This window comes from Frankia sp. CcI49 (assembly GCF_001983215.1).
GTDB classification, from domain to species: Bacteria; Actinomycetota; Actinomycetes; order Frankiales; family Frankiaceae; genus Parafrankia; species Parafrankia irregularis.
Genome location: NZ_MOWP01000023.1, coordinates 28,842 through 42,755, shown reverse-complemented (window position 1 = coordinate 42,755; position 13,914 = coordinate 28,842). Strand labels below are relative to the sequence as shown.

Sequence of the window (13,914 nt, the reverse complement as noted above, 5' to 3'; positions counted from 1 at the left end):
GGCCGGGGTCAGACCGCGGAGGCGGCGATGAAGGTGTACCCGAGGGCCTTCACGCCCTCGACCGTCTGCCGCAGATAGTCGACCCCCAGATACGGGTGGTAGAACATGCTCGCGAAGCCGTCCCGGACGATCAGGTTGCGGCGCGCCGCGTCGATGAGGTCGGCGGGAAGCCGGGCCGGGTGGTTGTTGAACGCCTCCGGCTCCACGTTGCCGATGTTCTCCGGAATGATGAACGAACCGTGGACGTCGGTGACCGGGTAGGGGAAGAACTGGCCGCCGAACTTCGTGTGGTCGATGGTGCCGCCGGCCAGCTGGTTGCGGAAGTACAGTCCGCGGTCGTAGCGGCGAGGGAACTTCGCCTTCGCCGCGGCGTAGTCAGGTGCGGAGGCCGCGTAGTGCGGGAACTCGAAGACCGTCGGCACCGACAGCCCGGCGGCCGTGAACGCGGCCGCGGACCCGTCCATCCGGCCGGCGGCCCAGCTCTGGCTGTCACCGGGTACGGGGCCGTCGTAGACCACGTTGTCCTGGGCATCGACGTGGGCACGGAAGAACTCGAAGTCGTCGGCGCTCGCACCGGAGTAGGGATTGGCGACGTTCGAGAACTGGTGCGTCCAGCCGTGCATGATCAGGGTTCCGCCGCGCTGGGTCATGTAGCGCAGTGCGGTGACGACGTCCGGGCGTGACGCGAGGGTGTAGTCCTGCGCCACCCCGTTGTTGTAGGTGCCGTTCGCGTCGACGTAGCGCGGGTAGACGGCGACCGAGAACGGAACGTTCACCGAGGAGAGATAGTCGGCGATCGCGCGCAGCTCGGCCGGGTCGGCGTCGGGCCCGACGTCCTCGATGCGTACCAGTGCCCGGTGCCGGGTGGCTGTCTGCGGGGCCAGCGCGTCGAACAGGATGTCGGCGAAGGCGAGATAGCGGTCGGTCATGTCGGCGTAGGCGAACGGGATCTCACCGATGTAGGTCAGGTTGTTCGAACGAAGTGCCCAGGGGAAGCGGGTACCGTTCGCGCGCACCGCCTCGGCCACCACCGTCGCCTTGGCCGGGTCGACGGTGCCGTAGTTCATGATCCCCGCGGCGTTGGTCGCGAGCCTGGTCAGATCGGTTCCCTTGTACCGGACCGCTCCGATCGACGTGGTGTCGAAGCCGGACCAGTTCCAGCCGTAGGTCGTCGCGAAGTTCGGCGCCTGTGCGGTGAGCTGCCAGATGTTGTCGTACATCCACAGCACCGGCCTGGTCCCGGCCAGGACGTCCGTCAGGAAGGCCGTGGGCACCTGCTCGTCGTAGGTCGATCCGATGTAGATCACAGCCGCGTACTGCGCCATCTGGCCGGCCGTGTACGACCTGACGGGCCGGGCCTGCCAGGTGCCGAAACGCGATGCCAGGTTCGCGGCCTGCATGGCGTACTGCTCGCCCAGCCATCCCCAGGTGCCGGTCGTGTCGTAGAGGATCAGCGTGCCCTGACCGGTCGTCGCCGCCGCGGCCAGGGGCGTTGCCGCTGTCGTTGCTGCCGCCGTTGCCGCCGCGGCCGATGACCCGGTTGCCGGCGTGCCTGACGATCCGGTCGCCGTGCCGGCGATGGCGGCGTCGCCGCGGCCGGGGGGCACCGGGCGCGGGGCCCGGCGCGGTGGTGGTGTTCGTGGTGGCGCCGGCGGGGCAGGCAGCGTGCTGAGCCCCTTGCCGCCCGGATGTACCTGTGGGGTCGCGGCCCGGGCGTGGCGGGGTGGATGCGGTGATCCGCCCTTGCCGCCGGCGGGTGCCGCGATGGCCGTGCCGGCTCCCACGGTGAGCGCGAGCAGGCCCGCCGCGGCGGCGGTCGCGGCCCCACGGGTACGCCGCCGGCGCCCGGCCGAGCTTCGCTCCCCGCAGGTGCGGGTGCCGGTGTGAGTGCGGGCGCCGGTGTGGGCGCGGGTGCTGGTGCGGGCCGAGCTCCGTGCGCCGCGGCTGCCGGCGAAAAGCTGTGTCAGGCGGCTCACGCGCCGGCCTCCTCGAGTCGTGCCGAAGCGCCGGCGGCGGTCTGCTCGGCCAGTACCGCGCTGGTTCCCAGCGTGATCACCCCCGAATGCGTCGGTTGGCGGGGAATCCGCAGCGGAATGTCGATGGCGCGGGCACCGGGGACGAAGGGGTCGGGCGCCGGTGTTCCGCACAGGCGGTGCTCGATCGCCGCGACGGCACGGCTCGCGGCCTGCCCGTCGCCGTACGGGTTGACCGCCTCCGCCATGGCCGCGTAGGCGACGGGATCGTCCAGGAGCTGGCCGACGGCGGCGACGATCCGCTCCGTGTCGGTGCCGACGAGGCGGGTGGTGCCCGCGCGCACACCTTCCGGCCGCTCGGTGTTCTCCCGCAGGACCAGCACCGGCTTGCCGAGGCTGGGGGCCTCCTCCTGCACCCCTCCGCTGTCGGTGACGATCACGGTCGCCGCCGCCATGAGGTGCGTGAACGCCGAGTAGTCGACCGGGTCCGCGACCAGCACGTTGGGCAGTCCCGCGATCGGCGGCAGCACGGCTTCCCGGACGGCCGGGTTGCGGTGGACCGGCAGCACGACCAGCAGCTCGGGCCGTTCGGTGGCCAGCCGGGCCAGCGCCGCGCCCACCTGGGCGAGCGGCTCGCCCCAGGACTCGCGGCGGTGCGCGGTGACGAGCACCATCTGACGTCTGCCGACCCCCGCGGGCTCGTCGAGCCTGGCCAGGTGGCGGACCTCGGCGAGCAGCGGGTCGTCGGGTGGTGGCGCCGCCGCCACGTGCAGCAGGGCGTCGATCACCGTGTTGCCGGTGACGAGAACCGACTCGGGACGGATGCCTTCCGCCAGCAGGTTGGCCCGGGCCGACGGGGTCGGTGCCAGGTGAAGCTCCGCCAGCTGGGCGGTCAGCCGCCGGTTGATCTCCTCCGGGAACGGTGACATCGGGTCGTCCGTGCGCAGCCCGGCTTCGAGGTGCACGACGGGCACGCTCTGGTAGAAGGCGGCGAGTGCGCCGGTGAACGCCGTGGTCGTGTCGCCCTGGACCACGACGGCATCCGGCCGCACCTCGGCCATCACGGCCTCAAGGCCGCCGAGCGCACGGGTGGTCACCCCGGACAGGGACTGCCGGTGCTGAAGGATCTCCAGGTCGTAGTCGGGGACCAGCCCGAACAGGTTGTTGACCTGGTCGAGCATCGTCCGGTGCTGCCCGGTGACGGCGAGCACGGGACGCAGCGACCTGGTTCGGCGAAGCTCGTGGACCACTGGCGCCATCTTGATCGCCTCGGGTCTCGTGCCGTATACGAGCAGCACCGTGTGACCGGTGGAGCGGTCGGCCACGATGAACCTCCCATACTTGATCTTCTATCGGTGGGTCGACTGTTGGTTGCTGGGACTGGCTGGTTGGTGCGGTGTCGCACCGGAGCGCCGGGCAGCTCGAGGCCGCCGGACGACCCGGTCGAATCAGGACGGCTGCCCGTCGGGCGGCCGTAGCTCGCGCGCGGCGGTTCGGCGGAACTCGACGACGGCGTCCTCGCAGTACAGGCCGATCGAGCCGGCGAGATACGGGCGCTCGGTGTCCTGCATCCGCACGGTCGGGACGCCGTCCACCGACACCGCCATCGAGTCCCCGGCGTGGACCACGTCGACGGTGTGCCAGCTGCCCAGCGTGCCGCGCGGTGATGGTCCGCTCGCCAGGAACCGCTGACCGCCGGGATAGGCGGGGTCCTGCTTGCTGAGCTCCCAGCCGTTCGGTTTCAACACGAAGGCGTAGAAGTGCTGCGGGTCGGTGTAGTTCCACAGCACCCAGCCGACCTCCCAGGGGGCCGGCGAGTCCTGGCGCAGCTGCTGGACGGTGCGGATCTGCGTGGAGAAGCGCACGTTGCGGTACGTCTCGGCACTGACGACGAGGCCGGCATGGGTGTGGTCGGGACCCTCCGCCGCCCGCGGGGAGAGCGTGATGACCAGGCCGTCGTCCGCCGCGTGCGCGGTCGTGTGCCCGTAGCCGTCGAAGATCGCGAGCCAGGGGCCGTGCGCCGATCCGTCCCGCCAGCGGGTGGGGCGTCCGTCCGAGCTGAGCTGGATGATCGCCCACACCCCGGACATCGCGGCGATGGCTCCCAGCAGCAGCAGGAGCAGGATCTGGAAAGGATGCCGGTGCCTGGCTGGCCGCTCCGCCCGGCCGACCAGAACGCGATCATTCCGCTGGTAGGGGTGATGCCCACTGCTCACCCTCGGTGTCCGTCCGAGGCTGCGGGCATCGGCGTGCGGGTGTCGGCACGGGGCGGCTCGGGTGTGCGGGCGGTCTTGTGCCAGCTGGTGCGGCGACCGACGACCCGGGCGAGTGCCCACCAGCCGGCCACGAACCACACCAGCGCATACAGCATGTAAAGGTGCACATAACCGGCCAGCCGCAGCATGCCGACACCGGTCAGCGGCTCACGTGACCGGTAGATCAGCCCGCAGACCAACGCCGGGCCCGCGGCCATCAGGTACGCACCGAGGAAGTAGCGCGCGTCCGGCGCGGGGCCGCCGGCGAACCAGCTCGTGAGCACCGCCACCGTGCTCAGCACGAAGGCGGCGGTCAGCAGCGACGCCAGCAGGATCAGCAGCGGGCTGGACAGATGGAAGAGCATGTCCGGCAGGGCCCGTGCCCGCGCCTGGCGCAGCACCCTGGGCATCAGCGTCCAGGACTGCAGATGGCCCTGGAACCAGCGGGAACGTTGCCGAAGCAGCCGGCCCAGCCGGATGACACCCTGCTGATGGACGTCGGCCTGCGGGCAGAACTGGTTGCGCCAGCCGGCGAGCAGCAGGCGCACGCCGAGATCGAGATCCTCGGTGAGGCTGTGCGACCACGGGGATCCTCCCAGCGACCGCAGGGCCGACAGCCGGACGAACTGGCCGTTGCCACCGAGGCCCACGTTGTCGAGCTGGCCCCGGCCGCGCTGGAAGACATCCGTGTAGATGACGAACTCCATGTCCTGCAGCCGGGCCAGCAGGCTGGTGCCCCGGTTGTTGATGCGGACGCCGGTCTGCACCCCGGCGGTTCGGGGGTCGGCGAAGTACGGGGCGACGGCCTCCACCGTGTGTGGGTCGAGGCGCCCGTCCGCGTCGACCACGGCGATGATCACGTCGCTGGGGTCGCGGGCGAGGATCTCCGCACGGGTCGCCAGATCCCCCATCGCCGCGTTGAGCGCGGCGCCCTTTCCCTTGCGGGCATGCGGTGGCGTGCGGCGCAGCAGCCACACCCTGTCGTCGGGCACATCGAGCACCAGCTGGGACGTCCGGTCGTCGGAGCCGTCGTCTACGACGAGGACCCGCCGGTTGGCGGCGGGGGACTGCAGGAGCCGTGCCAGGCTCGGCCCGATCACGGCCTCCTCGTTGAGGCACGGCATCACGAAGACGAAGAAGAGGCCGTCGGGTGGCGTTCCGGTCCAGGCGCGATGGACCCGGGCGAGCACCAGCATCACGCAGAGGTAGAGCATGCCCAGGATGATCATGACGGCGGCGAGCAGCCGGGCGCCGCCGCCGTCGGGGTCCAGCAGGTTCACGCGGCAGCGTCGGGGCCAGGCCGGGACGGCCGCCTACCCACCCGCAGCAGGAGGGCGACCAGGACTCCGAGCAGGCCTGTGCACGCGTACAACAGGAAGCCCAGCCCCACCACGCCCGTCAGCAGGCCCGAGAGCAGATCGAGCACGGCGGTCGCATGGTCGGTCGACGCCTGGTGGGTGATCGGGACAGCCGCGTCACCCGCTCCGGCCTGGAACGGGTGAACGGGACCAAGCCCCGGGCGGGCCAGTGCCGCGCCTGGGGGCAGGGTGACGTACATGGATCCTCCGAGCGAGTTCAGGCCCACCGCGCCGGGGTTTGGGCAGGCCGCGGCACGGCGGTGAGGTGGCCGTTGGTCGCGGACCAGCGGCGTCCCATGCCGTGGCTCGGCGAGCCATGGCATGGGCGTGGCGGAGCTGTTCCTCGGCAGGCCGTGACGGGGCGCCTTGGAACAGACCTCGGAAGCAACTGCCGCGGAGCAGGCTGGAACCGGCGGACCTGGGTTTCGCGGCAAAAGGACCTGCCGGGCCCAGGGTCGCGGATGACGGCGGCCAGCGTGCGTTGCCGGCAGGATTAGCCCGGTACGGAGACCTGGGCTGAGGTGGCCGTGCGTGCGATCAGGTTCTCACTGATCCYTTTCCGTCTCACGATGCATGATCAGGTGTGCCGCAGGCCCGAGTCGACGATGGAAAGGACTCACAGTTCCCGGTTCTCGGAAAGATGTGTGGGTGGCCGCCAGGGATGCGCGGCCCGATGACCTGGACTGGTGGTGGCTCTCAGCATTCAGTGGCTCGGCGCGATAATCTCGTCCGTGGTATGACGATTGCCGTGCCTGACATCGGCTCCCGCCCGCGGAGCTCTCTGGCAGGAGGTATCGCCGTGCCAGGAGGCAACGCCGGGGCGGGCGGTTATCGCCGGGCTGTGTGGGCGGCGAGGATGGCTGATGCGGCGCCAGGCGGCCGGCTCGATGGAGCGGCTGCGGCCTGCGCACCACGCGATGCGACCCTTCTGACCTGCGCCGCCGCGGCGCAGACGGGTCCTGCGGGCGTGACCGGCGTGACGTCGCCGGGATATTTTTGCCGCCCGTCGGCTTTTGCTTGCTCAGATCTTCCCCCCCATGGAGCCGTGCCTCCCCGGGACTGCAGGGCGGTCGACTGTGGACGACGGCCTGCGGTCTCGCTGAATCCTTAGTGGATCAGGGCGGGAGGGCGCCCCGTGCCTTGCGTGTTCGACTTCATTCTTGCACGTTGTGCGACCGCAGTGGTGGAGGTACTCGACTTTTCTTGTCGGCACCACTCGCATGACACGATGTGGTCTCGTGAGATTCAAATCTGATGAATATAGATAATTTTAGATGGGTGCTTCTGCTGGGTATTCCTGGTGTCGGCCCGGTCGGTCCTCGGTGGCGCCTGGCCAGTTCTGGGCCCAGCCCTCTCGGCGCCCGGTAGAACTTCAGGCGCCACAGCATGAACGGCATTGCGATCGGGCTGGATCGGTATTCCCCGGTCGTGGGTGACCGGGGCCGGTGGCCACGCGGGCCGGGTTGGGCGGGGCTGCCGCGCCGGCTGCTCCCAACCCGGCATCCGGGGGGCATCGGGAGCATTCCGTCGCCGCGCGACCCGGCTCCGTGGGCGCCCGCGGCGACGCCCTGGGCCGGGTCGCCATGAACCGTGGTCCCGTGATCTCGGATCACGGCGGAGCGGACGTCGCCCGCTCCGCCGGAATGAACCCCGGATGCCGTGACTGTTCACCGGGAGGTGCACGGCGAGGGGTGTTGAATCGGAGTGTTTCCATAGTGAAGTGTCGCCGGCGGTTATCGGTCGACTCTTGACGAGGGCCGGGAACCACGCTTCTCTGCGTTCCGGGGGGCGAACCGGACGCGGCTCGCCACCCCCTGCCATTCCGGCGGACCTGCCAGCGCAACGCTGGTCAGCGCGCGGCGCCGTCGACCCGCCCGGGGCGAGTTCGCCGTGCCGCCCGATCGAAAGGAGCGCCCGTGACCGGTCCCGTCGACGCGGGCGCCGGAGCCGGCGCGAGCATGGAGACCGGCGGGAGCAGAGGTGTCGGCGGGAGCAGAGGTGTCGGCGGAAGCGTGGATGCCGGCGGGAGCGTGGGCCTGGGCACGGGTGCCGGTGTGCGCGTGCACGCTGACGGCGCTGAGCGTGCGGGCACCGGCGCGGCCGGGCGCGCGGGCACCGGCGCGGCCGCGGAGCCAGTCCTGGCGCTGGACGTCCGTTCCTGGCGGCGCGTGCTGTTCCTGCTTCTGGATCTTCCGCTGGGGCTGGTCGGGTTCGTCTTCGTCGTCACGTGGTTCTCCCTCGCGCTGGGCCTGGCCATCACCGTCATCGGCCTGCCGTTGCTCCGCATCGGGCTGGTCGTCACCCGCGCGCTCGGCACGGTCGAGCGGGCGCGCGCCCGGGTGCTGCTGGGGCTGCACATCCCGGCGGCGTCCCGGCCGGCGCCACCGCCGCCCGGCTCGATGGCGCGACTGTGGTCCGCGCTGGCGGATCCGGTCGGCTGGCGGCATGTTCTGTACTTCTTCGTCCGCCTGCCCTGGGCGATCATCACGTTCGTCGTGACGCTGGTGTTGCTTCTGGTCGCCTGGCCGGTGCTGCCGGTGGTGACACGGGCCCTCGGCGCCGTGGACAAGGCCATGATCTCCGCGCTGCTGTCGCCGTCCGACCGGATGGAACGCCGGATCCGGGAGCTGGAGGCGGGGCGGGGCACCGTCGTCGACACGGCTGCCGCCGATCTGCGCCGCATCGAGCGAGACCTGCACGACGGCGCGCAGGCACGGCTGGTCGCACTCGCCATGGGGCTGGGGATGGCGCGGGAGAAGCTCGCGGAGGACCCCGAGGCCGCGGCGACGATGGTCGAGCAGGCCCATGACGAGGTGAAGCTGGCACTGCGCGAGCTGCGGGATCTCGCCCGCGGGATCCACCCCGCGATCCTGACCGACCGCGGCCTGCCGGCGGCGGTTGCCTCGCTCGGCGCGCGGTGCACCGTTCCGGTGCAGGTCACGGTCGAGTTGGCGCGGCGGCCGGCCCCGGCGATCGAGGGCATCGTCTACTTCACCGCGGCGGAGCTGGTCACGAACATCAGCAAGCACAGCCAGGCGGTCTCCGCGGCTCTCGACCTGAACCGGGTCGGGGGCCGGCTGCGGCTGGTGGTGACCGACGACGGCCGGGGCGGGGCACGGGTCGGCTCCGGGAGCGGGCTCGCGGGGCTGGCGGAACGACTGGGCGCGATCGATGGCACCCTGCTCGTGCACAGCCCGGACGGTGGGCCGACGCGTGTCGAGGCGACGGTGCCCTGGCGGGATCGGGAACCGTCGGGGCGATAAGCCGCCGCACGACCCCCGGCCGGCCGAATTCGAATCTCTTTCCGGCCGCTCCGGCGGGCCCCGAAAAGCCCGCCGCCGGGACGGCCGGTGATTACTGCCGGGGCACCAGAAGGCGGGCGAGTAACGATCGAGTTACCGGCCGGTGCACGGACCGGGCTGTGTGACGCGGCCCGCCGCGGCCGTCCGCAACCTTTTGACGTGGGCGGACGTCCACCCACTGAGCCCCGATGTGCTGGCGTTGGCGACCGTTGGAGCCATGGTCGCGCAAGCGGGATTCGGAACAGATCTGCCTTTGAATACACCATGCAAGACCATGACAACGCAAATGATCGATCATCTTTGCGTGCACGTTGTGGTGTTGCGGGAATCTCCCGGCAATTTCCCGCGAAGCCATTGAAGAGTCCTCGGAGCTGTTATAGCTTGCCGTAACCAGTCGTAATCGGTGCGTCAGTGCAGTGTCGTGTCTGGCGCGTGCCGCAATTTCCGGTAAATCCAGCGGAGTGTTTCCGGGACGTGTCTGGAATGTTCGTTGCCGGTGCCGCCAGGAGACGGGAAGGGGTGTAGATGCGCCTGTCCGAACTCGGATTCGATGGACTGGATGAATTCTCAGACGAGGTGTGGCGGGCGGTGGCACGCCACCCCTACAGCGGGGTCGACCTGCTGGCCGAATGGCTGCGCCGGCCGGAGCCGATCGTCCAGGCGGAGATGGAGCGGCTGGTAGAGGCCGGTCTCGTCCGTCAGGTCGGGCACCAGTGGGAGCCTCAGGATCCGGCGCGCGTGTTGCAGGCACGGCACGCGGTGCGTGAGGCGGCGCTGGTGGCCGAACGAGCCCGAATGGCGGATGAACGGGCTCAGCTCTACCGTTCGGGGCTCTTCGGGGACTACGTCGCCGGCCGCCGCAGAGCGGGGACGAATGCCGGCATCCAGGTTCTCGCCCGCGATGAGATCTTCCCGCGAATGGCCGAGCTCACCGGAAAGTCCACGCAGTCCATCCGATTTCTGCTCAGTGGTCCACCGCCGCCCGGCCTCGGTGGGGACGTCCCGGATCTGCTGGTCCCGGCCGCGGGCCGGGGAGTGCACATCGCCAGCGTCTGGACGCCCGGTGCGGTCACGGTGGCCAGGCGGCGAAACGCCGGGCGGCGGCTGCCGCCCATCGGTCAGGTGTATGTGGCCCCCGCGTTGCCGATGCGGGCGATCGTCTGGGACGCCACCGCTGCCCTGGTTCCCGTGCGGGACGACGATCTCGACGACGGGGCGTTCGCGGTCGTCGCGCCGACGCTCGTCCTGGCGGTCGCCGACATGGTGACCCGCACCCAGCGGGCGGCCGCTGTCCGCGGCAGTGCGGAGGTGGTCGTCGACGAACCGGCGACGATGCGCCGCCAGCGAGCACTGCTGCGCCTGCTCGACATGGGTCTGGACGACAGCCGGGCGGCCCGGGAGCTGGGGGTCTCCGATCGCACCGTGAAGCGTGACGTGGCCGAGCTGTGCCAGCGCTTCGGCGTCCTGAGCAGGTTCCAGCTCGGTGCCGCCGCCGCCCGGTCCGGATATCTGTCCAGGGGCGGCCGGGGCGCGGAGCAGGGTGGCGCCGCTGTCCCGCCAGCCGTGGGCGTCCCGTCAGGCGTCCCGTCAGCCGTTCCTTCGGCCGTTCCGCCAGCCGCGCCGCCGGCCGCTGGGATCCCGTCGACGGTCCCTGCCGCCGGCAGTCGAACGGTTGGAATGGCATGAACAGGACACGGCGTCCCTTAAGCGTCACATGATTACTCTTCCGGTCAACCGTCAACCACGACTACCGTCCTGCTCGCCGACGGGATCGAGATAGCTGCTCAGAGTTGCTCCGGCGTGGTGGATGTACTCGGCACGCGGCCGTGGAGCCACCCAGAGCGCTGACGGCTGGGCGTGGCGTGTCCCCTCCCTGCCACGCCCCGGTCCCGTCGGGTGACTTGACGTCCGGCGGACCCCGCGTCCCGACGAGAGGTGGCGGAGTGCGGAACTGGCCCATTCGCTACAAGATCACCGTGGTGCTGCTCCTGCCACTGCTTGCTCTGGTCGGCTTCGGTGGCTGGGTCGTCTCCGGTCAGCTCGCCGCGCAGCGGGCGAGCGAGCAGACGCGCACGGCGGCCCGGTTCCTCATCCACGTCAACGATCTTGTGTACTCCCTGCAGACGGAGCGGTACGCCGTCTCCAGCCTGGTGGGCTCCGGGTACCGGGAACGCGACTTCGCGGTCCGTTCGACGAACGCGCGAGGCCCCGTCGACGAGGCGCTCACGACCGTCACGAAGACCGCCGCGGAGCTGCCCGCCGGCCCGCGCAACCAGGTCCGGGACGCGGTCGCCGCGGCCCAGGGCCAGATGGGGGGCCTGGCGACCGTGCGGGCCGGGGTCGACGCGCAGACCCTGCAACCCGGGCCAGGGACCGTCACCTACAACCAGATGATCTCCGGCTGGCTGGACGTCGGCGCCGCCATGGTCGGCATCGGCAGCGAGGACACGGACGTCGTGCGGGTCGCGACCGCGCTGTCCGCGATCTCCCGGGTGGGTGAGTCGATCAGCCAGCAGTACGGGTACGTCTCGTCGGCGGCCGTGCTCGGTACCGCGGTGCCCGACAGCGTCACCCGGGTCCAGTCGGCGATCGGTACGGAGACCGCCTGGATGACCCAGTTCCGGCTGTCCGCCACCGCAGCCGAGGTGGCCCTCTACGACAAGCTGGTCGGCCCCACCCAGGCGGCGGTGACCGAGCTGCGCGACAAGGTGCTGCACGGCCAGCGGATCGACTTCAGCGCCTGGGCGGCGGCGAGCGGGGCGAAGTCCGAGCAGGTCCGCGCGGTCCAGCGGCAGGTCGTCGAGGAGCTGGAACATCGCAGCGGGACGCTGGCCGACGCGGCGCTGCGCCAGGCCGCGCTGTCCGGCCTGCTCGCGGCCGGTGTCCTCGCGTTGTCTGTCGCGGTGTCCGTCGGTGTCGCCAGCCGGATCGTCGGCGGGCTGCGTAACCTGCGCACCGGTGCGCTCGACGTCGCCCAGCGCCGACTGCCGGAGGTCACCTCGAAGCTACGGCAGGGCCAGCCCGTGGACCTTGAGGCCGAGCCCGCAGCCTTCCCGACCGCCGGCGGCGACGAGATCGGTGACGTCGCGCGCGCCTTCAACGTCACCTACTCGTCGGCCGTCACGGCGGCCTACGAGGTCGCCGAGGGCCGCAGCGTCGGCGCCATCCTGCAGACGCTGGCGCGGCGCACCCAGGGCCTCATCCAGCGCCAGCTCCGGCTGATCGACGAGCTGGAGCGCGACCAGCAGGACGGCGAGATCCTGACCAAGCTGTTCGGCGTCGACCACCAGGCCACCAGAATGCGGCGGCTGGCCGAAAGCCTCATCGTGCTGTCCGGCGGCCAGCCGGGACGCACCTTCCGCGGCCCGGTCCGGCTGGTCCAGGTGCTGCGGGCGGCGGTCAGCGAGGTCGAGGACTACACCCGGGTCCATGTGCACCTGCCGACGTCCGATGTCGAGATCGTCGGCTCCGCCGTCGGTGACCTCACCCACATGCTCGCCGAGCTCATCGAGAACGCCACCGCCTTCTCCCCGCCCGACACGCCGGTGACGGTGCAGGCCAGCCGGGTCGGCCAGGGCTGGACGGTGGAGATCGAGGACCGCGGGGTCGGCCTCGACGACGAGATGTACGCCGCGACCAACCACCGCATGGCGAACCCGCCGCCGTTCGAGGCCTCGACGCACGGCAGCCAGATCGGCCTGTTCGTCGTCGCGCGCCTCGCCGCCCGGCACCGGATCGCGGTGCGTTTCAAGCCCAGCGTCTACGGCGGTGTGCACGTGGTCACGATCATTCCCGCGGGTCTCATCCACACCGAGGTCGCCCACCAGACCGCGATGCTTCCGGCGGGCCGGGCGGGCGGCACCGGTAACACCGGTGGTACCGGTGGTGGTCCCGACGATCCGGGGCGGCGCAGGCCGGAGCTGGGCCCTGGGGGCGGTCCCGGTGGGGATCGCGGCACCGGTGGCGGCCGGCATGCGCCCACCGAGGAGTTCGCCCTGCCCGTCGGGACGGGAACGGCGCCCCACCCGGTCGGCGCGCGGGCCGGCAGCGGCATCGGTGTCGATCTGACCGGCGACGCGGACGGCCGTTCGAGCCGCTCCGGGGACACCGTCCGCGTGGGCCGGGGCGGTGACAACGGGCACGGCGACGGCTATGGACGTCCCGACGGGTTCGGGGCGGACGTGCGCCTCGGCGGGTTCACCGAGGCGACCCACGGGGCGCACGCCGCTCACAGCGATCACGGGGCCAACGGGGCCGGCGAGGCAGGCATGTACGGCACCCGCGACTTCGCCGAGGGCGCTCGGGGCTCGGCCGGTTCCGGTGCGGCCGCCCGGTCCGGTGCGGCGCCCGGTTTCGACCCGCTCGCGGCGGGGGCCGGCGCACCGCTGGGCTCCGGGGGACCGGGCGGGCACGGCGGTAGTAGCGGGTATGGCGGCAGTGGCGGGTATGGCGGCCAGGACGGATACGGCAGGCACGACGGAAACGGCAGGCCGGGCGGTTACAGCGGCCAAGACGGCGGTGGCAGCAGCGGCGGCAGTGGCGGCAGTGGCGGCGGCGGCCGGCGCGGCGGGTACGGCGAGTACAGCGGATACAGCGGTTCGAGGGTGCCACCGGACGACGTCCGGCCGGTGCGCCTGGATCCGGACCTGGACCCGTCCTCGCGTCGCGGCAGCGAAGGACGTCCGCCCGGCTTGGCTGCCCACAGCGCCATGGACCTGGCCGACAGCGGCGTCTTCGACCCCCTGTTCGGACCGCTGCGGGGCAGCGACGGCGCGGCCGCGACCGTGCCGGGCGGCACGGGCGGTGCGGGCGGCACCGGGGGCCATCCACGGCTTGAGGATCTGCCGCGCCGCCGCCGCGGGGCCCATCTCGCCGAGAGCCTGCGCTCCGAACCCGATGTGGAGCAGCCGGCCCGCCGCACCGCCCGCCCGCCCGACCCCGAGGCCGCCCGCGCGCTCGCCCAGGGCTTCACCAGCGCATTCGAACGCGGAATGCGTGACGCCGACGACCTCGACGGGAGATAAGC

Annotated in this window: 8 protein-coding genes; 3 read left to right on the top strand and 5 right to left on the bottom strand. The window is 71.5% G+C overall.

Annotation, left to right across the window (positions count from 1 at the left end; translation table 11 throughout):
• Positions 1–8 precede the first annotated feature (8 nt).
• From CcI49_RS20800 to CcI49_RS20780, 5 genes are all read right to left on the bottom strand, one after another.
• Positions 9–1,976, bottom strand: coding sequence for a polysaccharide deacetylase family protein (locus CcI49_RS20800; RefSeq protein ID WP_076828771.1), 1,968 nt, complete (start codon positions 1,974–1,976; stop codon positions 9–11).
• Positions 1,973–3,298 (bottom strand): UDP-N-acetylglucosamine 2-epimerase (non-hydrolyzing), encoded by a 1,326-nt coding sequence (gene wecB, locus CcI49_RS20795; RefSeq protein ID WP_054569065.1) that lies wholly within the window; start codon positions 3,296–3,298, stop codon positions 1,973–1,975. The genes CcI49_RS20800 and wecB overlap by 4 nt, the downstream gene beginning before the upstream one ends.
• A 123-nt stretch (positions 3,299–3,421) precedes the next feature.
• On the bottom strand, positions 3,422–4,189 hold the full coding sequence (locus tag CcI49_RS20790; protein ID WP_241840167.1) for a family 16 glycoside hydrolase: 768 nt from the start codon (positions 4,187–4,189) through the stop codon (positions 3,422–3,424).
• Entirely contained in the window at positions 4,186–5,508 is a 1,323-nt protein-coding gene (locus CcI49_RS20785) for a glycosyltransferase family 2 protein (protein WP_076828769.1), read from the bottom strand. The genes CcI49_RS20790 and CcI49_RS20785 overlap by 4 nt, the downstream gene beginning before the upstream one ends.
• Entirely contained in the window at positions 5,505–5,786 is a 282-nt protein-coding gene (locus CcI49_RS20780; protein ID WP_054569067.1) for a hypothetical protein, read from the bottom strand. Before CcI49_RS20780 ends, CcI49_RS20785 begins: the two co-directional genes overlap by 4 nt.
• A gap of 1,812 nt (positions 5,787–7,598) precedes the next feature.
• Here CcI49_RS20780 and CcI49_RS20775 point away from each other — a divergent pair.
• From CcI49_RS20775 to CcI49_RS44200, 3 genes are all read left to right on the top strand, one after another.
• A complete protein-coding gene (locus CcI49_RS20775; RefSeq protein WP_083473615.1) occupies positions 7,599–8,849 on the top strand; it encodes a sensor domain-containing protein in 1,251 nt (416 codons plus the stop codon).
• A gap of 627 nt (positions 8,850–9,476) precedes the next feature.
• Positions 9,477–10,574 (top strand): LuxR family transcriptional regulator, encoded by a 1,098-nt coding sequence (locus tag CcI49_RS20770; protein ID WP_235498205.1) that lies wholly within the window; start codon positions 9,477–9,479, stop codon positions 10,572–10,574.
• Between the two features lie 257 nt (positions 10,575–10,831).
• Positions 10,832–13,912, top strand: coding sequence for a nitrate- and nitrite sensing domain-containing protein (locus CcI49_RS44200; RefSeq protein WP_076828766.1), 3,081 nt, complete (start codon positions 10,832–10,834; stop codon positions 13,910–13,912).
• Positions 13,913–13,914: the final 2 nt, after the last annotated feature.

Excerpts from the sequence above, each read along its gene's own strand:
- CcI49_RS20780 (WP_054569067.1), bottom strand. The coding sequence starts at position 5,786 with ATGTACGTCACCCTGCCCCCAGGCGCGGCACTGGCCCGCCCGGGGCTT.